Genomic DNA, 22,351 nt, shown 5'->3' with positions numbered 1-22,351 from the left:
CAGTTTTGCGGACGCAGCCTCATTTGGCCCCGGAGTGACTGGCGCTGTGACCAGAGACCGAAGAGATGATCCTGTGAGGTCCGAGACGAATATTTCTCCGACGAGTGCCACGATGTTCGCTACCACTCTGCGCAGTCGCCGGGCGCGCCAGAAAAGTGCACTGCCGCCTTTGCGATGGCTGCCTCGGATGGCGGCTGGCCGAGCGGGGATGGAAAAGCTGATTGGTGCTCAGGTGGACATGAGTCAGCTCTGGTTGGCTATTCCCCGACGGACCGTGAGGCGAAGTCGTCGCAAGCCGCTGGAGCAGCAGCAGAGAGAGTTTGATCTGGAGCTCCTGCAGGTTGCCTGTACGCAGGCCGCGAGCTGGCCAGATGGTATGCGGCTCATGGTTTCACTTGAAGACGATCAGGCGCCGGATACCGCTTTCAATGGTCGCTTGAACAGTGTCCTGGATCAGAGTGGGTTTCCGATTTCACGTCTGGATCTGGTTTTCCAGGAAAGCGGGATTGCTCAGGAGGAGCGCGAAGTCTGTTACACGCTGGCATCTCTTCGGGACCGTGGCGTTCAGATCTTCACGAACGGATTTGGCTCCTCGGTCTCCAGTCTGACTTTGCTGAGAGAACGCGCCGTCAGCGGCCTGTTGGATGGTGTGCAGTTTGATCTCGCAGTTCTGTCTGCATCTACGCTGTCCTGGAGTTTGCAGGGAAGTGTGCCAGAGCTCGATGAAGGTGCAGTTGTTTTTTATCGTGCTGCTCTTGAAGCCGTTAAAGCGCTGGGCTTGTGCATTCGTGCCACGGGTGTGGACACGCCAAAGCAACTGGAATTCGTTCAGAAAACCGGTTGCTCTGAGGCGTCTGGCCTTATTTTGGCGGGTGCTGAAACGACCGCTCAGATTACCGAGCGGTTCGCCAGTGTAGACGGTCGGTCAAGACGACGACGTATGACCCGAACAGCCGAAGGGCTGTAGCCGGCAAAACCGGCCGCTCTCTAAAAATATGAAAGAGCTGCCGGTTATGACTTCAGATCTTGCACTGGTACTGGAACAGGCGCTCTGGATCCACGCGAAGCAGATTAGCAAGCATGGGGAGGACTTGTGTCAGAGCATCCTCAATCGCCTCAAGCGACTGTCCCGTCTGATCTGCAATATATTTGAGATGCTTCTCACCCATGAGCGTTTCGACTTCCTTGGGGGTGAGCGGGTTGGTTTCCGTGTTGTGAATTTCGCTCACACGGGTGGCAAGGTGACAGTCGTCACGCATCAGACGGATTGTAACTTCCGTCAGGCCAGACCTGTCCATGCTTGCATTGCTGAGCCAGTCCCCGAAGCGGACGAACAGGGAGGTGGATTTCTGGCCTTTGGTCTCAGTCGTGGTTGTCATGACCCGTACTCCTCATCAAGGGAGAAACTGGCCGCATCCGGTGGGACTTGGCCCTGTCATAACAACGTTTGAAGAAGGCGTGTGTAGCATGAGGCGGAAACACCTTTGCGTGATGTTTCCGCCCTTCCGCGTCAGTCTAATGGGCCACTTTCTACCAGCACGATCTCTGCGTCTTCCAGGGCCGTCATGACGATGGTTTCCACATCCGTAAGAGCTGCCCCGTCCCGCGTTGCAACGGTGCGCCCCTCGATTTCCAGACTTCCTGTTGCGGGTACGAGATAGGAAAAATTCTCCCGGCTCGTTTCGAAAGTCAGGGTCTCGCCCGCTTTCAGGGTTGCCCCCAAAACGCGTCCCTTGGCGCGGATCGGCAGAGCGTCATCCTCTGAAAAGCCGGAGGCAAGGGTTACGAACCGTCCACTGCGGGCGTCCTTAGGAAAAGGACGCGTGCCCCAGCTGGGCGTGCCACCTGGTTCATTGGGAATGATCCAGATCTGAAAGAGGGTGGTGTCTTCGGTTTCCTTATTGAACTCGGCATGGACGATGCCGCTGCCGGCAGACATGACCTGAACGTCGCCAGCTTCCGTACGGCCTTTGTTGCCAAGGCTGTCTTCGTGAGAAATGGCTCCGGTGCGAACATAGGTGATGATTTCCATGTCCTTGTGCGGATGAGCGCCAAAGCCTGTCCCACCTTCGATTTTATCATCGTTCCAGACGCGCAGACGGCCCCAGTGCATACGGTGCCGATCCGTGTAGCCAGCGAAAGAGAAATGATGCCGGGCGTCCAGCCATCCATGGTTGGCGTGGCCAAGCGAGGAGAAGGGTCTGATATCGAGCATTGGTCGCTCCTCAGTAAAGGTTATGGCCTTCAAGATGGGCGCAATGTGGCGTAAAGAAAATGGAATTGATGGAAATATGAAGTTTCCATAAAGCGCATCTTAGAGAGGCTGTATGCTCCCCGATCTGGAAGGCTGGGCTGTTTTTGCCCGTGTCGCTGAAAGCGGCTCGTTCGCCTCTGCAGCGCGCACTCTTGGGCTGTCTCCGCCTACAGTGTCCAAGGTGATTGCGCGTCTGGAGCATCGCCTGAAAACGACTCTTTTTCAGCGAAGTGCGCGTCATCTTTCCCTGACATCGGCTGGAGTGGCGTGCCTGGAACGTGCCCGGCGGATGTTGGCTGATGGCGAAGGATTGGAAGCAGAATTACGGGAAGGTTCAGTCAGTCCGAGAGGAACGATCCGCCTGGCGGCTCCCATGGGGTTCGGGCTGGATATTCTTGGACCTGTTCTGCCGGAATTTATGGACCGGTATCCGGATATTTCCATGGAGATTGATCTGGATGATCGGACCGTCGATCTGCTGAGTGGCCGGTTTGAAGCAGCCGTCCGCATTACACCGGGAGACTTCGCTCCCGTAACCAACGGAGGGGCTCATCTTCTTTGCCGTTCCGTGATGCGGCTGGTCTGTTCACCACAAATGAAAGAGAGACTCGGGACGATCGAAAAGCCGGAAGATCTTTCAGGCAATGCAGGGTTGCTCTACGCGAATTCCGATCTGCCAGACCTGCTTCGACTTACGCATGAGAGCGGCCAGCAGGCTTCTGTTCGCCTGCGAAGCAGGATGATGGTGAATAGTGGGGACATGCTTTTGCCCGCGCTCCGAAATGGCTCAGGCCTAGCGCTTCTGCCAGATTTCATGCTGCGGAGGGATCTGGATGCGGGGCGATTGGTTGAGGTTCTGCCCAAGTGGCGGGGCAGTGTTCTGTCTGTCTGGTTTATGGTCGTGGGGTGTGGTGCCACCCGGATGCAGATGCCTGCGCGGCTCCGTGTTCTGCTGGCCTATCTGGAGCAGGCACTTGGCGGAAAGATTTCACAGGATTACAGTGCCGCGCAGGAGAAAACGCGATGAATTATGATGCGATGTTCCAGTCCGCCTTGGACGGTCTGCGCGCCGATGGCAGCTACCGTTACTTTGCGGAACTTGAGCGCCGGTCCGGCAATTTCCCGAAAGCCTATCATCATGGGCTCGGTCGTGACGTCACAGTGTGGTGTTCCAACGATTATCTCGGCATGGGGCAACACCCGGAAGTCCTCAAGGCGATGCATGATGCCCTTGATGAGACGGGCGCTGGCGCAGGTGGAACGCGCAACATTTCCGGCACGAACCACTATCATGTGGAACTGGAAAAAGAGCTGGCTTCCCTTCACGGGAAAGAAAGCGCCCTGCTTTTCAACTCGGGCTATCTGTCCAACTGGGTAACGCTCGGCACTATTGCAGGCCGGCTACGGAACTGTGTGGTTCTGTCGGATGAACTGAACCATGCCTCCATGATTGAGGGCATCCGTCATTCCCGCGCTGAAAAGCAGATTTTCCGTCACAACGATGTGGAAGATCTTGAGCGTCGCCTGAAGGAACTTCCAGCAGACGTTCCGAAGATCATCGCATTTGAGTCCGTCTATTCCATGGATGGCGATATCGCCCCGATCGAAGCGTTCTGTGATCTGGCCGACAAATACGGCGCCATGACCTACCTTGATGAAGTTCATGCCGTAGGCATGTACGGCGATCATGGTGCGGGCGTGGCTGAGAAGCTAGGCCTGTCTCATCGTCTGACGGTGATCGAAGGGACGCTCGGCAAGGGGTATGGCGTTGTGGGCGGCTATATTGCTGCCTCCGCGCCGCTTTGCGATTTCGTGCGCTCTTTCGGTTCAGGCTTCATTTTCTCCACGGCTCTGCCGCCGATGATTGCTGCGGGTGCTCTGGCCAGTGTCCGTTATCTCAAGCGCAGCAGCGCAGAACGTGAAGGACAGCAGCGTGCTGTAGCCTATCTGCGGGCTGCTCTGGACAAGGCAGGTATTCCGCATGTCGGCAATCCAAGCCATATCGTACCCGTCATGGTGGGTGAGGCTGAGCTATGTCGGGATCTCTCCGATGAGTTGCTGAACCGCTTTGGGCATTACATCCAGCCGATTAACTTCCCGACCGTCCCGCGCGGAACGGAGCGTCTGCGTCTGACGCCGACGCCGCTTCATACGAACGAAGCAATTGATGAACTGGTTGAAGCACTCTCCACGCTTTGGCGCGAACGTCAGCTCAAGCGCTCTGAGGCTGCCTGAAGTCAGGTAGGCCAGCGTTCTGAATTTTGGAAAAGGCAGCCGGGTCACTGGCTGCCTTTTTTGATTCTGAGCTGGTCAGGCGAGCACGTAGACCCACGCATTTTTGCCTGAGCGCAGTGTAACTTGCACCCTCTTGTAGCTGGACACTTCATAAGCATCTGCAGCGAGAAGCTCAGCTTCAGTGATGCGAAAGACTTGCCCTGTGATTTCGTCCTGTGGATTGTCACTCGGGTGAATAACAGGATGAAAGCGTTTGCCGCTGGCCTTGATGACAGCAGCGTCCGTGATTTCCATCATCGACGCTTGATAGCCCGTCATCGCATCTTCTTCACCATGCAGCAGGCGACCGAATGAGGACAGCTGAATCTCGGGTTGCTGGAGTGTTCCGTAAGAAAACAGATAAACCGGCCTCTGGTCAGGCATGAGTAGCTCCGTAAGATAAAGCGCAGGGACATCAGATCTTTCGGTACCCTTGCCAAAGCGCTGTGATAGGGTGCCCGTCGTTCTGTGGAGTCAGATGGATATAAAGCCCATCAATCTGTTCCAGCGGCAGACAGTCATCCACTTCCATGAAGTTGTCGCGGTGGCGATGGTCATAGCCCGGTAATAGGGTCTTTTTGGCTTTTGCCTTGGCATCCTCTGCCGATGTGGCGACGAGGAAGGTAAAAGCGTGCTCTTCCTTCAACTCACCGGCCGCATATCCACCCATATTGATGAAATAGAGCGATTGGGTGCCTGTAGGCTTTTCAGGACTGAGTGTGACGGCGTGTCCGTCCGCCCATGTGATGATGCCATAAGCATCGACGTGCAGGGAATTCCGAACCCCAAACCAGCGTTCTGCAAGTGATGGATAAGCATCTTCCGGCTTGTTCGCGATCGCAAACTGAACATCATGAACTTCGATGTTCGCGCCGGGTGCTGCGCCACCGAGATAGAAAACATACAGGTTCAAGAGCGTGTCTCCTCAAAACGTAAAGCAGGTCATAGCTGGTTCCCCGACACACTTCACGGTGAAACGCATTGACAGGACGAAGCCGATGCGATGAGTGTGGCCCCTACCAGGGGGAGCTTCGCCAAAAGAAGCTGAGAGGTCACTGAAGGACTGTAAGGTCTGCGGTGTGACGACCCTGCCGGGTGCATCCTGCATCCGGGAAACCTGATCCGGTTAGAACCGGCGGAGGGAATGGTGTTGAGACACAACGAAACTGGCTTTGCCAGTGGTGCGTGCTGTTGCTCCCTCTGCCTCAGAGGGGGCGAACATGGGTGACATTCCACAAAACCTGAACCAGAGACCAGCTGTAGGTCATGTGACGACTGGCCCGATTCAGGGTTCCTGCAAGAAATGGTCCGAAGCGCCGGGACGCCCGGATATTCTGGTCCCATATCGCGAAATTGCGCTGCATCCGTCAGCGAATGAAGCGCCTGTCAGAGTTTATGATACCTCCGGTCCTTATACAGACACGTCTGTCACGATTGATGTGACGAAGGGCCTCTCGGCTCCACGTGCAGAATGGCTTGCCAAGCGGGGCTTCGAACGGGTTGCAGCGCGGGCCGTCAAGCCAGAAGACAACGGCTTCGCAAGTGAGGCGCAAGCTGTTCCGGCGTGTCCGGCACCGCACGAAGTCTATTCGGGTGAGGGCGCACAGCACGTCACGCAGTATGAATACGCAAGGGCAGGGATCATCACGGAAGAGATGATCTATATTGCTCATCGCGAAAACGTCTGCCGTGCTGAAATGGCAAAGGGAGCGGAAGAGCGCCGGGCAGATGGCGAGGATTTCGGTGCGGAGATTCCAGCGTTCATCACGCCAGAATTCGTGCGCGAAGAAGTGGCGCGGGGGCGGGCTGTCATTCCCGCCAATATCAACCATCCGGAACTTGAGCCGGTTATTATTGGCCGCAACTTCCTCGTGAAGGTGAACGCCAATATCGGCAATTCGGCTGTGACGTCTTCTGCGGCCGAAGAGGTGGAAAAACTGGTCTGGTCCATCCGCTGGGGCGCGGACACGGTGATGGATCTCTCTACAGGGCGGAACATTCACAACATCCGTGACTGGATTATGCGGAACTCTCCAGTGCCGATCGGCACGGTGCCGCTGTATCAGGCGCTGGAGAAAGTGAATGGTGTTCCTGAGAAGCTGACGTGGGAGATCTTCCGCGACACGCTGATCGAGCAGGCCGAGCAGGGCGTGGATTATTTCACGATTCATGCTGGTGTCCGTCTTCAGCACATCCCGCTGACCGCAAAACGGACGACGGGAATTGTCTCCCGTGGTGGCTCCATCATGGCGTCCTGGTGTCTGGCGCATCACCGCGAGAGCTTTCTCTACGAGCACTTCGAAGAGATCTGCGACATCATGCGCCGGTATGACATCACCTTTTCACTGGGGGATGGGCTGCGTCCGGGGTCAATTGCCGATGCGAATGATGCGGCGCAGTTTGCTGAACTGACGACGTTGGGCGAACTGACGAAGGTGGCCTGGGCAAAGGGCTGTCAGGTCATGATTGAAGGGCCAGGTCATGTGCCGATGCACAAGATCAAGGTTAACATGACCAAGCAGCTCAAGGAGTGTGGCGAAGCGCCGTTCTATACGCTTGGCCCGCTAACGACCGACATTGCGCCGGGCTATGATCACATCACCTCTGGTATCGGGGCGGCCATGATTGGCTGGTTCGGGACGGCGATGCTTTGCTATGTAACACCCAAGGAGCATTTGGGTCTGCCGGACCGCTCAGACGTGAAGACGGGTGTCATAACCTACCGGATTGCGGCTCATGCGGCTGATCTGGCTAAGGGGCATCCGGCAGCTCAGTTGCGGGATGATGCCCTGTCCCGTGCACGGTTCGAGTTCCGGTGGGAAGATCAGTTTAATCTGGCGCTGGACCCGGATACGGCACGCAGCTTCCACGACGAAACGCTTCCAAAAGAGGCTCACAAGACGGCTCATTTCTGTTCGATGTGCGGCCCGAAGTTCTGCTCCATGAAGATCAGCCACGACATTCGCCGTGAGGCAGAACGTCAGGATGGTATGGCGCAGATGAGTGAAGTCTTTCAGGAACATGGTGCAAAACTTTATGTTCCGGAAAATGAAGTGGAAACGATTGCGGAATAACACCTGACGCGGAATGATTGAGGGTGATGGCCTTGCGTCCATAGGCCATCACCCTCATCATATAGTGATGCCGCTTAAGGAAGACCTTCTCCCATTCCGGAAAACCCGCAAAGTCACGAAACTGGCGACCCGGCTGGGCAATTCGGCTTCAAACTGCGTTCTGCATGTCATGGTCAATGATCGCGCCGGTTTGGTCCGTGAAAGCGCGGCTTTCGTCGGTCTTCTTGAGAAGGTATGGAAAGCCCGCGGCGTTGAAGGCGATCAGGTCTGGGCAGAACTGAACGAAAGAATCCGCCTTGCGGAAGAACTTCGTGCTAATGGCATCCGTCCGCGTAAAGGCGGCCACTATCGTTCCACCAAATTGCCCTGAGCCATGCCCTCTCTTCCAGATCTGTCTCATATTTCGCCGGATGACCTGAGCCGGCTGGATATCGGCGTGCTGATCGTGATTGGTCTGTCTGCTCTCTGGGGGCTGACACGCGGTTTTACCACAGAGCTTTCCGGGCTTGTCGCCTGGGCTTCGGCCGTCATTCTCACCTATCGGTTCCATGCTGCCCTGGTTCCATGGATCTCTCCCTATCTGCATGAGAGCTGGCTGGCGGAAAGCGCAAGCGCCGCAGTCCTGTTCATCGTCATCCTCCTGACCCTGACGACGATCGCCGGACGTGTCGGTGCAGCGGTGAGGGGCACTCTTTTTGGCGGCGTAGATCGCATACTGGGCGCTATTTTCGGCATTCTGCGCGGATATGTGATGCTGATCGCACTTTATCTGCTGGCAGGGTCTTTTTTCGGGTCCTGGACCTCCTACCTGATGCAGGGAAGCTTCACCGGGCCATATATTGAGGCCGGAGCATCCCGACTTGCCGGTTATCTGCCACATTCATTGCAACCACATCTTGCATCGCCGCCCACAAGCGGTCATGACGCGTCGTTGTGAACCCAGTCCGGAAAGGCCGAACTGCATGACTGCCTCCGATACTCTTAACCGTCCTTACGAGGAATGTGGCGTTTTCGGCGTCTGGGGCGTGCCTGATGCGTCTGCCCTGACCGCTCTTGGACTCCATGCGCTTCAGCATCGTGGTCAGGAAGCTGCCGGAATCGTCAGTTTCGATAACGAACGGTTCCATCAGCATAAAGGTCTGGGGTTGGTTGGTGATGTCTTCGGAGACAGCCGTGTCATGGCAACGCTGCCTGGAAGTGTTGCCATCGGTCATAACCGATACGCCACCACAGGCGGAACGCATGTCCGGAATGTGCAGCCGCTGTATGCGGATTACGAGTTCGGTGGTCTGGCCGTTGCCCATAACGGAAATCTGACCAACTCTGCCACACTGAAGCAAGCGCTGGTGAAGCGCGGATGTATCTTCCATTCCTCTACGGATACGGAAGTCTTCATCCATCTCATCGCCATTTCCCTCTATACCACGGTACTCGATCGCTTCATTGACGCCGTCAAGCAGGTGAAGGGGGCTTACTCCCTCATTACCCTGACGCCCGATGATGGCCTGATTGGTATGCGTGACCCATTGGGCGTTCGTCCGCTGGTTCTTGGCCGGATGCCGGGTTACGAAGATTCGAACGGTGGCTGGGTTCTTTCCAGTGAGACCTGTGCGCTCGACATCATTGGTGCGGAATACGTTCGGGACATCGAGCCAGGCGAAATCGTGGTGATAAACTCTGAGGGGCTTCGGTCCCTTCGCCCGTTTGGCGATCAGGGTGGGCGCTTCTGCGTTTTTGAATACATCTACTTTGCAAGGCCTGATTCAGTGCTTGAAGGCCAGCCTGTCTATGAAGCCCGCAAGCGCATCGGTGCAGAGCTGGCACGCGAGACGGCAGTCGAAGCAGATGTTGTCGTGCCAGTGCCGGACTCTGGCGTTCCGTCTGCGATCGGATATGCGGCTGAGAGCGGTATCCCGTTTGAGCTGGGCATTATCCGTAATCATTACGTCGGCCGGACATTCATTGAGCCAACGGATCAGATCCGAAATCTTGGCGTGAAGATGAAGCATTCCGCCAATCGTCCGGTTCTGGCTGGACGTCGGGTCGTTCTGGTCGATGACTCGATTGTACGTGGAACGACGTCTCGCAAGATTGTGGATATGGTGCGCGCGGCCGGTGCGACGGAAGTGCATATGCGCATTACGTCTCCGCCAACGCGCCATCCTTGCTTCTATGGCATTGATACGCCCGAAGAGAGCAAGCTGATGGCAGCAACCCATACGATGGAAGAAATGGCGGCCGTTATCGGCGTAGATAGCCTCGCCTTCATCAGCTTTGATGGCCTCTATCGGGCGCTGGGTCATGAAAGTCGTACGGATGGCGCAGGTCGCTACTGCGATGCCTGCTTCACGGGTGATTATCCGATCACGCTCGTGGACAAAGAAGGCAATCTGGTTTCCTGAGTGATATTCGCTCTATTGCGACCTTATAAAAAAAGCGCCTGCTCTCATGAGGGAGCAGGCGCTTTTTTTTGTGCTCAGACAGATGATTTTCAGGAATACAGACCGTCAGGAATGTCTTCATGCGCTGAAGCTGGTCCGTTGATGTCAAGCGGCACGGCCATGACAGCCTCAAGGCCAGGGGAAAGCGGCGTATAGGTGAGGGTGCCACCAAGACTGCCGACGACAGCCTTCATCATGCGTGTCCCGAAACCACTTCCGTTCAGATTGATGTCATGACGGCCCTGATCGGAAACAGTCAACGTCAGACGGTCGCCAGTGACGGAAAGTGAGAGGTAAAGCGGACCGGCCTGGCCGCCGTAGGCATATTTGCTGGCATTGATGACCAGCTCCGTCAGCACCAGCCCGACATTAATGGCGCGGTCTGCCGAAATGGAGACGGGTGACAGAACCATGCGAAGTTGCGCCTGCCATTCTTCGCCGAGTGAAGAGCAGAGCTCTTCAATCAACTCTTCAAGGTAGCGGCTCAGATCAACCATGCCCATCTGATCGCCACGATACAGGCGCCGATGAACTAGCCCGATGGCCGCAATCCGGTGCTGGGCTTCAGAAAGGGCTTCGGTGGTTTCTTCGTTCGTGGACGTCCGGGCCTGAAGCTTCAGGAAAGATGCCACCATTTGCAGTGAGTTCTGCACACGGTGGTTTACCTCACGGATCAGGAAGTCTTTCTGTTGAATCAGGCTCTCACGTTCCTGAACTGTCGCCGTCAGGGTCGCATTCAACTCGCGGAGTTGCTGGGTCTGATAATCGGCAATCAGGCTGCGGCGAAGGCGACGGGCGGCCTGCTTCTGTTCTGTCGTCCATCGATGGGAATGACCAAGAACGGTCTGCTCCCAGGACTCAAAAGATTTGCGAGGATGCAGAATCCCGTCGTGGTCAGGCGCTCCCTTGTGAGGATTGCCAGCCCACTCAATGACCTGAACGATCTCGACCCGGCTCCAGACAAGCGTCAGGGAGGTTCGGAAAGGCAGTGTGATGGCCAGAATTCCGGCAGAAGCCTCGGGCCACATTTCTGCGGGAGGGTAGTCCTTGCCCAGGCAGGAGCTACAGAAAATCCCGCCGTTGCTGCCCAGACGGAGCCAGTCTCGAATGGCCAGGAGATCCGAATGTTCAGGAACCTTGCCAGACGTTTTGATCTCTTTCTGATCAATGACTGCAAAGCCATCGCAGGGAAACAGGCTGCGTAACTCCGTGACGGATCGCTGCAGGTTGTCCTTTACGGACGCGGCAGGGTCGAAATGGGACGTCGCGAACTCAATGGCGTTCCTCAGGCGCAAACGCTCCTGATACGTGATGAGTTCTTCCTTGTTCCGAAGCTGACGTGACATGACGCCAGCGAGCGTCCGGCATGCGGCTCTGATGTCCTCGGAGAGAATGCGCGGTGTCGCGTTGTGGCAGGTGATCATGCCCCACAGAATGCCGTCCACGACCAGCGAGATGGAGGCTGAGGCCGCCACGCCCATATTCGACATATACTGCAAATGAACGGGTGAGATGCTGCGAAGCTGCACATCGCTCAGGTCGATACCTGTGGTGCCAGCCTCAACAGGGCGAATAGGGGCAGCTTCGTAATGAATGTCTGGAATGACACGGATACGGTTGCGCAGATAAAGCGCACGCGCCTGCCGGGGAATATCGCTGGCCGGAAAGTGGTGGTTCATGAGGGATGGGAAAGCCTCATTGCGCTTTTCCCCCATCACGCAGCCAGAGCCGTCTTCCTGAAAGCGGTAGACAAGCACGCGATCAAATTCGGTCAGCTTCGCGAAGACCTGTGCGCCGTGATGGCACACGGCGGCAATGTCCGGGCAACGCTCGAAACGGTCAGCTGTGGCATCAATCTGGCTGAAGATTTCCCACGTCAGGAAATTACGACTGTCCAGAGGCTCCAGTTCTACCAGAAGGTGCTCGCCAGAGACGTGGAACTGGGCATTGAACGTCTCGTCCTGCAGGCCGGAGACCCGGGTATTGTTCAGGGCCTTGCCGCCTGACAGTTTCAGCCCATCTGCTGGAATGTTCAGAAGATCAGGTAGGCTCTGGCCCAGCCAGTTCGGATTGAGGCGCGCTTCCAGATCGCCTGCGCCGGCAATAATCTGAAGAGTATCGGCCTTGGCAATCAGGAGAAGCCCGTAGGGCTGGATCGCATCCGGGCGATGGATCTGCTCACGATCACAGGATGTGAGCAGCGCATCTGAAAGGGGCTGCCCCGACTGGAGAGAGATCTTCGACGATAAGGTCAAGGTCTGAAAATCCCTCTTGGCGGAAATGCAGAAAGTGTTTGGTCTTGTCATCTAGGCAGGGGCTGCTCGAAAAGCAAACCCCTGTGAAAATACGACAATTCAACAGGAATATATCGTGAACCTTAAGGTTTTCGGCCCCCTGTTGTCAATTTGGCTTACTGCTGGATTGCGTCCTGCTGCATCCAGGATGCGACGTCCAGAGACAGGGCATGACGGCTGGCGGGGCGCGTATAGAGCATGTGGCCACCCTGATAGAGATGCAGGGAAACGCGGTCTGCTCCGACCGTCAGATGGTCTTTCATCCAGCGGGCTGTGCCGAATGGGCAGGCAAGATCGTAGTACCCGTTTGCAACGAACACACGCAGGCCGGGGTCAAGCGCCAGAAGACGGTTCAGAACCGGAATCTGATGGATGGGAGCGGGGCCGTTTTCGCTCCATTTCCAGCTTGAATTGACCTTGAAGGAAAGCAGATCATAGGTCAGCGGAGTCTGGAAACCGAGGTCGTTGGCGGCATAACCAGAGAACGCATTGCCATAGGCCCGGCCAAAGCCAAACAGCGTTGGGTCAGGGCTTTCGTCCAGACCGTCTGCCGCAGGGTCGGCAATCGTCTGCGTAAAGTCATACAGGCCGTGAAGGCGACCGTTCTGGGACATGACGTCATGCGACCCGATAGCCGGAACACCATGCTGGCGCGTTACCACATCCTCTGGAAGGCCCGTACGGTGAGCGACTTCGGCGTAGAATGTCTTTCCGTCTTCGCCGCTGGGGATTTTGCCCGCAACCTTGGGAAGATAAGTGCCCATCGCCCATTCATATGCTGCATCAGCCGACTGCTGGGTGACGTTCGGGCTTTCATGCGCCGAAATCAGACTGGGGATCATGAGGGCAGCAGACAGAGGGTTCTCGTCCGTGTCCAGAAGCGGCATCTCAATGGCAGGCGACAGCATCACGACGCCGTTCAACAGAATTCCCTGTTCCATCTGAAGCGCATTGGCGACCTGGATGGAACGAATGCCGCCGTAGCTTTCACCCACCAGATAATGGGGGGACGACTGGCGACTGTTCTTGGCTGTCCAGAGCTGGATGGCCTTGGCAAACGTGCTGGCATCCTGCTTGACGCCGTAGAACTGGTCTGCAGCCTTGGCGGTGTCGAGCGGACGGGAATAGCCCGTGCCCACGGCATCGAAGAACACCATGTCCGTGAACGGAAGCCAGCTGTCCGGATTGTCACCGAGCTTCGCGTGAGTGCCGTCGGTTGCATCCTTGGGAGGCATGGTCAGTGCGACCGGGCCTGCGGCGCCAAGGTTCAGGTAGGCTGTTGCGGCACCGGGGCCACCGTTGAAGAAATACGAGACAGGACGCTTGGCGTCCGCTGCGCCGTCCTTGGTGTAGGACACGTAAAACATGCGCGCCGTCGGCTTCCCATCGGGGCCACGGAGGGTCAGGGTGCCGGCATGCGCGGTGTAGGCGATGCCATTCAGATGATGCTTCGTAACCGAGTCAGTGGGAAGCAGAGCGGCTTCACCGGTAAAGCTGTCTGAGGCCTTGGCTGCGTCAGCTTTGGGCGTGTCCTTCGGGGCATCTGCCGCCAGGGCAGGAAAGGCAGAAACGGGTGAAAGAAGGGACAGGGCAAGCAGCAGCGCGCGGCGGGACATCATCTGTCTGTCATCTCCGATGAGAATTGCAGGGTTGTTTCTGCCCTACCAGCACGGATGCTCGTCTGCCACCGGCCCCGCATGAAGTTTTCGTCATGCGGGGCCGGTATCGTCTTGTTACTGGCCCTGAGGCGCCTTGATGTTGGGAGACAGCATCAGCCGCGGATTGGCAACGCGATCATAGTCATCGGCTGTCATGAAGCCCAGTTTCAGAGCAGCTTCCTTCGGGCTCAGGTTCTTTTCCATGGCATGATGGGCGACCTGTGCGGCCTTGTCGTATCCAATGGCGGGAGAAAGCGCCGTAACAAGAACGAGGGAGCGGTCCAGATCCTGCTTCAGTTTGTCTTCGTTAGCGCGAATACCTTCGACAAGATGCTGACGGAAGTTCTCTGACCCGTCATGAAGGAGCGTGATGCCCTGCATAATGTTGTGGATCATGAGTGGCTTGTACACGTTCATGTCGATCATGCCGGACGCGCCACCCAGGCCAACCGCCACATCATTGCTCATGACCTGCAGGGCCAGCATGGACAGGGCTTCAGCCTGTGTTGGGTTGATTTTGCCAGGCATGATGGAAGAGCCCGGCTCGTTTTCTGGCAGCAGCAGTTCGCCGAAACCGGCACGAGGGCCGCAGGCCAGCAGGCGGATGTCATTGGCGATTTTGAACAGGCTTCCCGCCGCAGTCCGCAGGCAACCCGACAGGTGGACCAGCGCATCGTGCGCGCCCTGAAGGGCGAATTTGTTTTCGCCAGCCGTGAAGCCCAGTTGCGTCAGATGCGCGATTTCTCCACAGGCACGGGTGTCAAATCCGGGATCTGTATTCACGCCAGTGCCGAGCGCCGTTCCGCCGAGAGCCAACGGGAGGAGGCCATCACGGGCTGCTTCAAGGCGTGCGATGTTGTCTGTCAGCATCCCGGCGTAGCCATGCCATTCCTGACCAAGCGTAATGGGGACAGCATCCTGAAGATGCGTGCGGCCAACCTTGACCAGATCCTTCCATTCTTCAGCTTTGGCAGCGATGGCATCCCGCAGTCTGGTGAGGGCAGGAATGAGGCGGCGATGTACACCCAGAACAGTCGCAATGTGCATGGCGGTTGGGAAGTTGCAGTTGGTGGACTGCGCCATGTTGACGTGGTCGTTCGGGTGCAATGGTGTCTTGCTACCCAACGGCTGACCCGTGAGTTGGCTGGCCCGGTTTGCGATGACTTCATTGACGTTCATGTTGAACTGCGTGCCAGAGCCCGTCATCCAGACATGGAGCGGGAACATCCCGTTATGCTGCCCGGTCATGATCTCATCGCAGACGGTATGGATCAGATCCGCGCGATCCTGAGACAGACGACCACTGGCTGCATTGGCCGAGGCGCAGGCACGCTTCATGATCGCATAAGCCTCGATCATTTCCTGCGGCATCAGTTCGCGGCCGATGCTGAAATACTTCAGGGAACGCTGTGTCTGAGCACCCCACAGAACATCATCAGCAACTTCAATCTGGCCCATGCCATCGGTTTCAATACGGCTCATGCGGTCTGGAGCTTTCCTGCAGGACGGAGTTCATGCCTGCGCGGAAACTATCCCAGAAGGATCGGGGGGAAAACAGGGGAAGGGGTGCAGATGAGGCTGGGCGCGTGAAAAACGTTCCCCAGCATTGTCGGACGCAGACAATCAGCAGATGGCGCTTCCGCTTGAAGCACAGACAACTGCTGACTGAGATGTCGGCCTTTAACGGCCGAGCCAGCGATCCCCACCGAAGCGATTGTGGGAGAACAGAAAACCCGCGCAAAGACCTGCGGCCGCAAAGACGATCGTCCACAGGGAGATCGGGAGGAGCATGGTCGAAACGGCTGAAAGCAGAACCATCCCTGCGAAGGCACAGATGGCGGATTCGATCATCCGGGGGCCAAAATGACGTTCAGCACCGCAGTTCGGACAGTGTTCTGCGGTCGACCGGATTTTTTGCCGGCAGACCGGACAGATTGTGACGGCTGTGGAAAGGGGTTCCATCATTGGCCGTGATTCTCCTCATGTTCACCGACGGCGATCCGCGCTTCCACAGCCAGGCGCCATTGCGCATCAGCCGGGGCGGCCGCCAGGGCACGGCGATACAGATCAAGACTGCTCGCGGAAATGTGCCCGTCCTTCAGGGTCTGGAGTTCTGCGAGCTGGATTGCAAGCTCTGGAGTGAAATGAATGTCCAGAGCCGATTTCCAGTCAGCGATTGCTTCTGAGGTCAGGCCAGCGCGCGCCTCGATCTGACCCAGCAGGACATGACCTGTCTCGTAGGTCGGATTGTCCTTTGGAATCGTGGCGACCTGCGCCTGAAGCTTCTGGATCATGACCATGGCTTTAGCGTCTGGCTTGACCTGACGGGCGCTTAGAGGCTGTGGCGGCAGGGACGGGTGCCCGTTCACGATATACAGCGCAAATGCTGCAACCGGGATGCCAAGACCAACGGCCAGAAGGGGGAGAAAACGCTTCGAACGGGCCGTTGCATCTTTCAGGTCTGGTGTGGCGGAAGATTCGTCGGCAGCCAGAAGCCTCCGCTGGACCTCGATGCGGGCTGCCCCGTATTCATCTCCGTTGACGAGACCCAGATCCCGGTCCCGATCGAGTTCGGCGAGCTGGCCGCGATAGAGCGTCAAAGCAGAGTCCCGCGCGTCCACGCGGCGGCGGAGGCGGCGGAGGCCATAAAGGGCCGGTAGCAGCGTGATAGCTGCAACACTCAGGATTCCCAACCAGAACAAGACTTTACTCCCGGCCCGACAGGGCATCCAGGCGTGCACGCTCATCATCCGAGAGCGGCACAGGTGTAACGATGCGACTTCTCGTCGCACGCCACGCAATAACAAGACCGGCCACCAGAGCCAGAGCAGGCATCAGCCAAAGCAGGGCTGTAGACCATGAAAACTGGGGAGCCAGACGGATGAATTCGCCATAGCGATCGCCCATCCAGTCCATGATCTGCTGGTCAGACTTCCCCGCCGCGACCTGCTCGCGAACAACTTTGCGCAAATCGCGGGCCAGCGGTGCACTGCTGTCTTCGATGCTCTCATTCTGACAGACGAGGCAGCGGAGGTGAGCACCGATGGCTTCCGCACGCTTTTCCTGCACTGAATTGGGGAGCATTTCTGACGGGTCATCAACTGCGAGAGCGATGCCGCCTCCCGCCAGTGCCACAGCAAGCAGCAGGGCAGACAGACGTTTCATCATAGTCCTGCAAGCCTTGGCCGGATTTCCGCGTCGTAGATTTGCGGATCGAGAGCGGCACTGCCATGCCAAAGAATCCGGCCGCCGGGGGCGACAAGAAAGCTTTCGGGAACGCCTGTTACACCCCAGTCGATTGCGACGCGGCCATGTCTGTCAGAAGCCACGCGGGCATAAGGCGTGCCATCACGTTGAACAAAGGCGCTCGCATTTTCTGGCTTGTCTTCATATGCGATGCCCCAGATGGGCATATTGCGGGAAATGGATCGTAGGCCAGGCATTTCCTGAACGCAGGGAATGCACCAGGACGCAAAGAAATTTACCAGAACCGGGCGTGTTTCAGCCTTCAGCTCCTTATCCGTAAATCCGTCACCCAGCCCGGGCAGACCCGGCATGGCGAATTCAGGAATAGGGCGGCCGACATTTGGGTTTTTGATGGCCCGCGGGTCAAAGCCGCCGCTTTCCATTCCTTGCAGCATTTTCCAGAACCCGACGCCCAGAACGCCAGCGCCAACAATCGGAAGGGCCGTCAGGAGGCCGCGTCGTGTTGCATTCATGCGTGTCTCTCCTCAGGCTTTGGCCATGGTCCGTGCGGCAGACCGCTTCGGTGCGCCAACGCGCAGACGACGATCCGAGAGCGAGAACGCTCCGCCGATGGCCATAACAAGCCCGCCAAGCCACATCCACGGGGCAAGCGGGTTCTTGTGCAGACGTAGCACATAGGTCGCATCGGCGCCCGTTCCGTGCCGGTCTCCCACGACGCCATAAAGATCCGTGATGAAGTTCGTATGGATCGCGACTTCCGTTGTGGTCTGGTTCTGTGTGGTGAAGTCCCGCTTTTCCGGATGCAGCATCGTGACCAGTTTGCCGTTGTGGCGTACGGCAATATCTGCCTGCATCGCGCGGTAATTCGGCCCGGCATAGTCATGAACGTTGACGAGCGTCCAGTCATCACCAGCAAGGCTGCGGGTCTCGCCAACGTGGATCTCTACGATCGCATGCTGGGCACCAGACATTCCACACAGACCCAGCACGGTAATGCCCGCACCGATATGTGCCAGCGCTGCTCCCCAGCTTGAGCGGGGAAGGCTCTTGGCGCGCGCCAGCATCTCACTGCGGCTGGAATGACCAAGGCCAATGCGGCGCAGAACATCCGTAACGGAGGCCGCCATGACCCAGATCGCCAGAGCGCCACAGGCGATAGGCAATGCTCCGGAAAATTTCCAGAAACACAGGACCAGGCCGATGGCCGCGAGAATGGCCGCGACAAACAGGTGGGAGAATGTTCGTGCCAGTTGCGCCCGTTTCCACGGAAGCGCTGTTCCGACGCCCATGGCCAGAAGGAGCGGAATTGTGAGCGGGATGGTTGCCGCATCGAAGAAGGGCTTGCCCACTGAAATGGTGCGCCCTGCCAGAAGCTGCATGAATGGCGGGTACATCGTGCCTGTCACAACAACCGCACAGATCGAGCACAGCAGGATATTGTTCAGAACGAGCGAGCCTTCTCGCGAGACAGGCGAGAACAGGCCGCCAGATGTCAAAGACGGTGCGCGCCATGCAAAGAGCGCGAGTGAACCGCCGATAACCAGAGCCAGAAGTGCCAGAATGAACACGCCACGGGCCGGATCATTCGCGAAGGCATGGACTGAATTCAGAATACCTGAACGGACGAGGAATGTGCCGGACAGGGAGAATGAGAATGTCGCAATAGCCAGCAGAACCGTCCAGATTTTCAGGCCCTCGCGCTTTTCTACGACGATGGCGGAATGAACGAGTGCGGTTCCGGTCAGCCACGGAATGAGCGAAGCGTTCTCAACCGGGTCCCAGAACCAGTAGCCGCCCCAACCCAGCACATAATAAGACCACCAGGACCCAAGTGCGATGCCGCAGGTCAGGAAGCACCAGGCCGCTACGGCCCAAGGGCGAACCCAGCGGCCCCACGCGGCATCTACTCGGCCTTCAAGCAAAGCGGCAACTGCAAACGCAAATGGGACGGCAAAGCCAACATAGCCCGTGTAGAGAATGGGCGGATGGAAGGCGAGGCCGGGGTCCTGAAGCAGCGGGTTCATGCCCTGACCATCCATGGGAGCCGGAAAAACACGGTCGAATGGGTCGGAGGTCAGAAGGCAGAAAAGCTGGAATCCGGCTGAAACACCGCCAAGAACGGCCAGAACGCGGCCACGGAGAATGTCTGGGAGATTGCGTCCAAATGTCGATACGGCTGCGCCGCAGACGCCGAGGATCAGGGTCCAGAGCAGAACGGACCCTTCATGGTTCCCCCAGACGCCCGTGATTTTATACAGCAGCGGTTTGGAGGCAGCGGAGTTTGCCGCGACATTCTGGACGGAGAAATCATCCCGAACGGCGCAAATGATCAGGCTGAAGAAAGAGATGGCCAGAGCGAAAAGCTGTGAAACCGCGAGAAAAGGCGCCATGGCGACAAGGCGGGCATTGCGCTTGTGAGCGCCCCAGAGGGGAACGACAAACTGAATGAGTGCGAGAACGCAGGCGAGGGCCAGGGCAAAATGGCCCTGTTCTGGTCCAAACATTATGGCGTTCAGCCTCCGGTTTTCTTGGCTGTCATGGTGTCCCAGCTTGCCGCGTCAGGGGCTTTACCAAAGCGTGGGTCCCACTTGCCGGTACGCTTCAGTTCTTCGGCCACTTCTTTGGGCATGTAGGTCTCATCATGTTTGGCGAGCACTTCACTGGCCGTGAAACCACCATCCTTCTGCACCGTGCCGAGTGCCACGACGCTCTGGCCTTCGCGGAAAAGGTCAGGAAGGATACCGGTGTAGTGAACTTCGACTGAAGCCTGACCATCCGTCACGTTGAAGGAGTTTACCGGGGCGTCGTGTTCCGTGATGCGGTGCAGTGAGCCCGCAACGACCATTCCGCCCAGGCGGATCGTGCGATCAGGCGCCGGGGGGTGCGCCTTGACCTGAGACGGGGCCATGAAGAACACGATGTTGGACGAGAAGGCCCTCAGCGTCAGTGCTGCCGCGGAACTGATGCAGGCGAGGCAGGCGATGACAATCCACAGGCGACGTGTCTTGCGGGTCATGATGCAGAGCTTTCACGGTGACGGAGCTGGCTTTCGACGGCCGCCAGCCTGGCTTTGGCGCGGCGCAGGCGCAAAGCCGCGCCGATACCGAGAACCAGCGAGCAGCCGATGGTGAGACCATAAGCTGCGGCGATATAGGGCCAGTGATTGGGAAGGTGCATCATGCTGCGGACCTGTCCGGACGGTTGAGCCTGGAGCGTGCCATCAGCTGACGCGCGCGGCTCTCGTGGATTGCGGCACTCAGCCGGGCGAAAATGACAGCGGCGACACCAAGTGTGAAGCCGATGGTTGTGATGAGAAGCGGCCAGAGCATCGTCATAGACATGGTCGGTGCACCGGTCAGCGTGATGCTGTCCGGCTGATGCAGCGTATTCCACCATTGAACGCTGAACTTGATGATCGGCAGATCGATGGCGCCGGCCAGTGCCAGAATGGCAGCGGCGCGCTGTCCACGGGCAGGTTCATCGAAGGCCCGGATCAGGGCGATGTGCCCTAAATATAGAAAAAACAGCACGAGCACCGACGTTAGGCGCGCGTCCCATACCCACCAGGTGCCCCACATCGGCTGTCCCCAGAGGGAGCCTGTGATGAGGCAAAGAGCGGCTGCGCAGGCCCCGACCGGGCCAATTTCGATGGCGGCGAGATCCGCCAGTGGATGCCGCCACACGAGGGAGAGAAGCCCGCAGACAGCGAGACCAAGGTAGCAGGAGGACGCAAGCCAGGCCATCGGGACATGCACATACATGATCCGGACTGTCTCGCCCTGTTGCCAGTCAGCGGGAGCGAAGAAGAGGCCCCAGACAATGCCGACGGTCAGGAAGATGATCGCACCTGTGGATAGCCACGGCTGAAGCGCACGGGCCAGACGCAGGAATTGCCCCGGATTGGCATAACGATGGAGCAGATTGGGCGTAGGGCGCACGGGAACTCTCAACTCGGAGAAATATTTCTACTTGAAATAGTCCGAACCCCACGCATTCGGAAGGGGCGCATTGTCCCATTGTTCCTATGACTGTTATCACGTTTCACGGAAATGAGCGCGAAATGGGAACTTTCCGCAGGAGAAAGACGTGGCGTACTGGCTGATAAAATCCGAACCCGAAGCCTTTTCGTGGAATGAACAGGTTCGTAATGACATCGAACCATGGACCGGCGTTCGCAACTATCAGGCGCGGAACAATCTTGCGGCCATGAAGACGGATGACCTGGCGTTTTTCTATCATTCGGTGAGCGAAAAGCAGATCGTTGGTGTCGTCAGGGTCGTGAAAGAGGCTTATCCGGACCCGACTGCGGACGATCCGCGTTGGGTTTGCGTGGATGTGAAGGCGAATGGTGCTTTCACGACTCCGGTAACCCTGGCTCAGATCAAGGCAGATCCGGCTCTGGAAGAGATGGCTCTTCTCAGGCAATCCCGCCTTTCTGTCGCCCCGGTGACGGAGCAGGAGTTCCGGCATTTGACGAAAATCGGCGGGTGGGTCCGCGCCTGACGGACCCGTTACGGGTTAGTGAATGTCTGACGCATCCCCGTTGACGAGAACATTTGTCTGCCCGTTGGACGGGTGCCCGGCGTAGGTCAGAGGAAGATCTTCGCTGTGATAGGGTGCCGTAACGGGGGCGTTGAACTTCACCGGCATACCGAAAATGCTGAAGTGGGACGGCAGGTTGTTTGTGCCGTTGGTTTTCTGCTCAGCATTGGTGCCCGGCATGCCGACAGGAAGATGCGTCCGCACTTCACCGCTGAAATTTGCGAGTCTTTCCTCGGAGTCTTCCACGGCAACATAGCCGTGCGGCGGCGGCGGCGCTCCACCGTCGGGTAGTGCAACCTGCTGGGCCGGCGTCAGGTTCTTCTCTGGCGGGTTGTTCAGCTGATGCGCCGTTGACGGCGGGATCTGTGGCAGATCGGCTGTACTGTGGCTACGATGGGCATGATGTGGAGCGGACAGAGCCGGTGTGGCTGCTGTCACAAGGAGGCTGGCTACCAGCGGGGCAGACAGGATCCAGCGGGAAAATGTTTTCATAATATGTCCTTCTCCACACCCGGCCGGGGCACCCGTCAAGCAGGGGGCTTTCGTGATGCGATATGAAACCTGCTATCGGGTAAACGGTTTCAGGTCTTACGAACAGGAGTTTTGA

Annotated in this window: 24 protein-coding genes; 8 read left to right on the top strand and 16 right to left on the bottom strand. The window is 57.6% G+C overall.

Features of this window, described 5'->3' with window-relative positions; genetic code table 11:
* Positions 1-73: 73 nt before the first annotated feature.
* Positions 74-967: an EAL domain-containing protein gene (locus tag GCE01_RS02605; protein ID WP_244591052.1), complete on the top strand. Its 894-nt coding sequence runs from the start codon at positions 74-76 to the stop codon at positions 965-967.
* A 52-nt stretch (positions 968-1,019) separates the two neighbouring features.
* Here the strand turns inward: GCE01_RS02605 and GCE01_RS02600 are convergent, their stop codons facing one another.
* Together GCE01_RS02600 and GCE01_RS02595 are read right to left on the bottom strand one after the other, a co-directional pair.
* The gene (locus GCE01_RS02600) at positions 1,020-1,379 is read right to left on the bottom strand and encodes a YidB family protein (RefSeq protein WP_086634368.1); all 360 of its coding nucleotides are present in this window, start codon (positions 1,377-1,379) and stop codon (positions 1,020-1,022) included.
* A 131-nt stretch (positions 1,380-1,510) separates the two neighbouring features.
* Positions 1,511-2,215: a pirin family protein gene (locus GCE01_RS02595; protein WP_099210722.1), complete on the bottom strand. Its 705-nt coding sequence runs from the start codon at positions 2,213-2,215 to the stop codon at positions 1,511-1,513.
* A gap of 112 nt (positions 2,216-2,327) precedes the next feature.
* Here GCE01_RS02595 and GCE01_RS02590 point away from each other — a divergent pair, with 112 nt between their 5' ends.
* The gene (locus tag GCE01_RS02590; RefSeq protein ID WP_099210721.1) at positions 2,328-3,281 is read left to right on the top strand and encodes a LysR family transcriptional regulator; all 954 of its coding nucleotides are present in this window, start codon (positions 2,328-2,330) and stop codon (positions 3,279-3,281) included.
* Entirely contained in the window at positions 3,278-4,489 is a 1,212-nt protein-coding gene (gene hemA, locus GCE01_RS02585) for a 5-aminolevulinate synthase (RefSeq protein WP_046899979.1), read from the top strand. The genes GCE01_RS02590 and hemA overlap by 4 nt, the downstream gene beginning before the upstream one ends.
* 75 nt (positions 4,490-4,564) lie before the next feature.
* Here the strand turns inward: hemA and GCE01_RS02580 are convergent, their stop codons facing one another.
* Complete coding sequence (locus tag GCE01_RS02580) at positions 4,565-4,912, bottom strand: gamma-glutamylcyclotransferase family protein (RefSeq protein WP_099210719.1); 348 nt, start codon at positions 4,910-4,912, stop codon at positions 4,565-4,567.
* 31 nt (positions 4,913-4,943) lie between these two features.
* Positions 4,944-5,441, bottom strand: coding sequence for a DUF1543 domain-containing protein (locus GCE01_RS02575; RefSeq protein WP_099210717.1), 498 nt, complete (start codon positions 5,439-5,441; stop codon positions 4,944-4,946).
* Between the two features lie 307 nt (positions 5,442-5,748).
* On the opposite strand from GCE01_RS02575, the gene thiC reads away from it, so the two are divergent.
* From thiC to purF, 4 genes are read left to right on the top strand one after another with little or no spacing between them, the layout of a single operon-like run.
* Entirely contained in the window at positions 5,749-7,602 is a 1,854-nt protein-coding gene (gene thiC, locus GCE01_RS02570; RefSeq protein WP_244591051.1) for a phosphomethylpyrimidine synthase ThiC, read from the top strand.
* A 13-nt stretch (positions 7,603-7,615) separates the two neighbouring features.
* Entirely contained in the window at positions 7,616-7,972 is a 357-nt protein-coding gene (locus GCE01_RS02565) for a hypothetical protein (RefSeq protein WP_099210713.1), read from the top strand.
* A 3-nt stretch (positions 7,973-7,975) separates the two neighbouring features.
* Positions 7,976-8,539, top strand: a complete 564-nt coding sequence (locus tag GCE01_RS02560) for a CvpA family protein (RefSeq protein ID WP_086634374.1) — start codon at positions 7,976-7,978, stop codon at positions 8,537-8,539.
* Between the two features lie 25 nt (positions 8,540-8,564).
* A complete protein-coding gene (purF, locus tag GCE01_RS02555) occupies positions 8,565-10,004 on the top strand; it encodes an amidophosphoribosyltransferase (RefSeq protein WP_046899973.1) in 1,440 nt (479 codons plus the stop codon).
* 89 nt (positions 10,005-10,093) lie between these two features.
* Here purF and GCE01_RS02550 read toward each other — a convergent pair whose 3' ends face one another.
* From GCE01_RS02550 to ccmC, 11 genes are all read right to left on the bottom strand, one after another.
* On the bottom strand, positions 10,094-12,298 hold the full coding sequence (locus GCE01_RS02550; protein WP_099211113.1) for a histidine kinase dimerization/phosphoacceptor domain -containing protein: 2,205 nt from the start codon (positions 12,296-12,298) through the stop codon (positions 10,094-10,096).
* A 155-nt stretch (positions 12,299-12,453) separates the two neighbouring features.
* Entirely contained in the window at positions 12,454-13,956 is a 1,503-nt protein-coding gene (locus tag GCE01_RS02545) for a S10 family peptidase (protein ID WP_099210711.1), read from the bottom strand.
* 114 nt (positions 13,957-14,070) lie between these two features.
* The gene (locus GCE01_RS02540) at positions 14,071-15,477 is read right to left on the bottom strand and encodes a class II fumarate hydratase (protein WP_099210709.1); all 1,407 of its coding nucleotides are present in this window, start codon (positions 15,475-15,477) and stop codon (positions 14,071-14,073) included.
* A gap of 198 nt (positions 15,478-15,675) precedes the next feature.
* A complete protein-coding gene (locus GCE01_RS02535) occupies positions 15,676-15,960 on the bottom strand; it encodes a hypothetical protein (RefSeq protein WP_046899971.1) in 285 nt (94 codons plus the stop codon).
* Positions 15,957-16,697, bottom strand: coding sequence for a c-type cytochrome biogenesis protein CcmI (gene ccmI, locus GCE01_RS02530; RefSeq protein ID WP_099210707.1), 741 nt, complete (start codon positions 16,695-16,697; stop codon positions 15,957-15,959). Before ccmI ends, GCE01_RS02535 begins: the two co-directional genes overlap by 4 nt.
* A gap of 4 nt (positions 16,698-16,701) precedes the next feature.
* Positions 16,702-17,160, bottom strand: coding sequence for a cytochrome c-type biogenesis protein (locus GCE01_RS02525; RefSeq protein WP_099210705.1), 459 nt, complete (start codon positions 17,158-17,160; stop codon positions 16,702-16,704).
* A complete protein-coding gene (locus GCE01_RS02520; protein ID WP_046899968.1) occupies positions 17,160-17,714 on the bottom strand; it encodes a DsbE family thiol:disulfide interchange protein in 555 nt (184 codons plus the stop codon). Before GCE01_RS02520 ends, GCE01_RS02525 begins: the two co-directional genes overlap by 1 nt.
* A gap of 12 nt (positions 17,715-17,726) precedes the next feature.
* Positions 17,727-19,706: a heme lyase CcmF/NrfE family subunit gene (locus GCE01_RS02515; protein ID WP_099210704.1), complete on the bottom strand. Its 1,980-nt coding sequence runs from the start codon at positions 19,704-19,706 to the stop codon at positions 17,727-17,729.
* Positions 19,707-19,714: 8 nt separating this feature from the next.
* Positions 19,715-20,218, bottom strand: a complete 504-nt coding sequence (gene ccmE, locus GCE01_RS02510; RefSeq protein ID WP_064273832.1) for a cytochrome c maturation protein CcmE — start codon at positions 20,216-20,218, stop codon at positions 19,715-19,717.
* Complete coding sequence (locus GCE01_RS16655; RefSeq protein ID WP_143412318.1) at positions 20,215-20,382, bottom strand: heme exporter protein CcmD; 168 nt, start codon at positions 20,380-20,382, stop codon at positions 20,215-20,217. The genes ccmE and GCE01_RS16655 overlap by 4 nt, the downstream gene beginning before the upstream one ends.
* Complete coding sequence (ccmC, locus tag GCE01_RS02505; RefSeq protein WP_086634380.1) at positions 20,379-21,140, bottom strand: heme ABC transporter permease CcmC; 762 nt, start codon at positions 21,138-21,140, stop codon at positions 20,379-20,381. The genes GCE01_RS16655 and ccmC overlap by 4 nt, the downstream gene beginning before the upstream one ends.
* A gap of 148 nt (positions 21,141-21,288) precedes the next feature.
* On the opposite strand from ccmC, the gene GCE01_RS02500 reads away from it, so the two are divergent.
* A complete protein-coding gene (locus GCE01_RS02500) occupies positions 21,289-21,705 on the top strand; it encodes an EVE domain-containing protein (protein ID WP_099210702.1) in 417 nt (138 codons plus the stop codon).
* Between the two features lie 15 nt (positions 21,706-21,720).
* On the opposite strand, the gene GCE01_RS02495 is transcribed toward GCE01_RS02500, so the two are convergent.
* Positions 21,721-22,236 (bottom strand): hypothetical protein, encoded by a 516-nt coding sequence (locus tag GCE01_RS02495; protein ID WP_099210700.1) that lies wholly within the window; start codon positions 22,234-22,236, stop codon positions 21,721-21,723.
* Positions 22,237-22,351: the final 115 nt, after the last annotated feature.

Source organism: Gluconobacter cerinus (assembly GCF_002723935.1).
GTDB lineage: Bacteria > Pseudomonadota > Alphaproteobacteria > Acetobacterales > Acetobacteraceae > Gluconobacter > Gluconobacter cerinus.
This window is presented reverse-complemented; position numbering and strand designations above follow the sequence as displayed.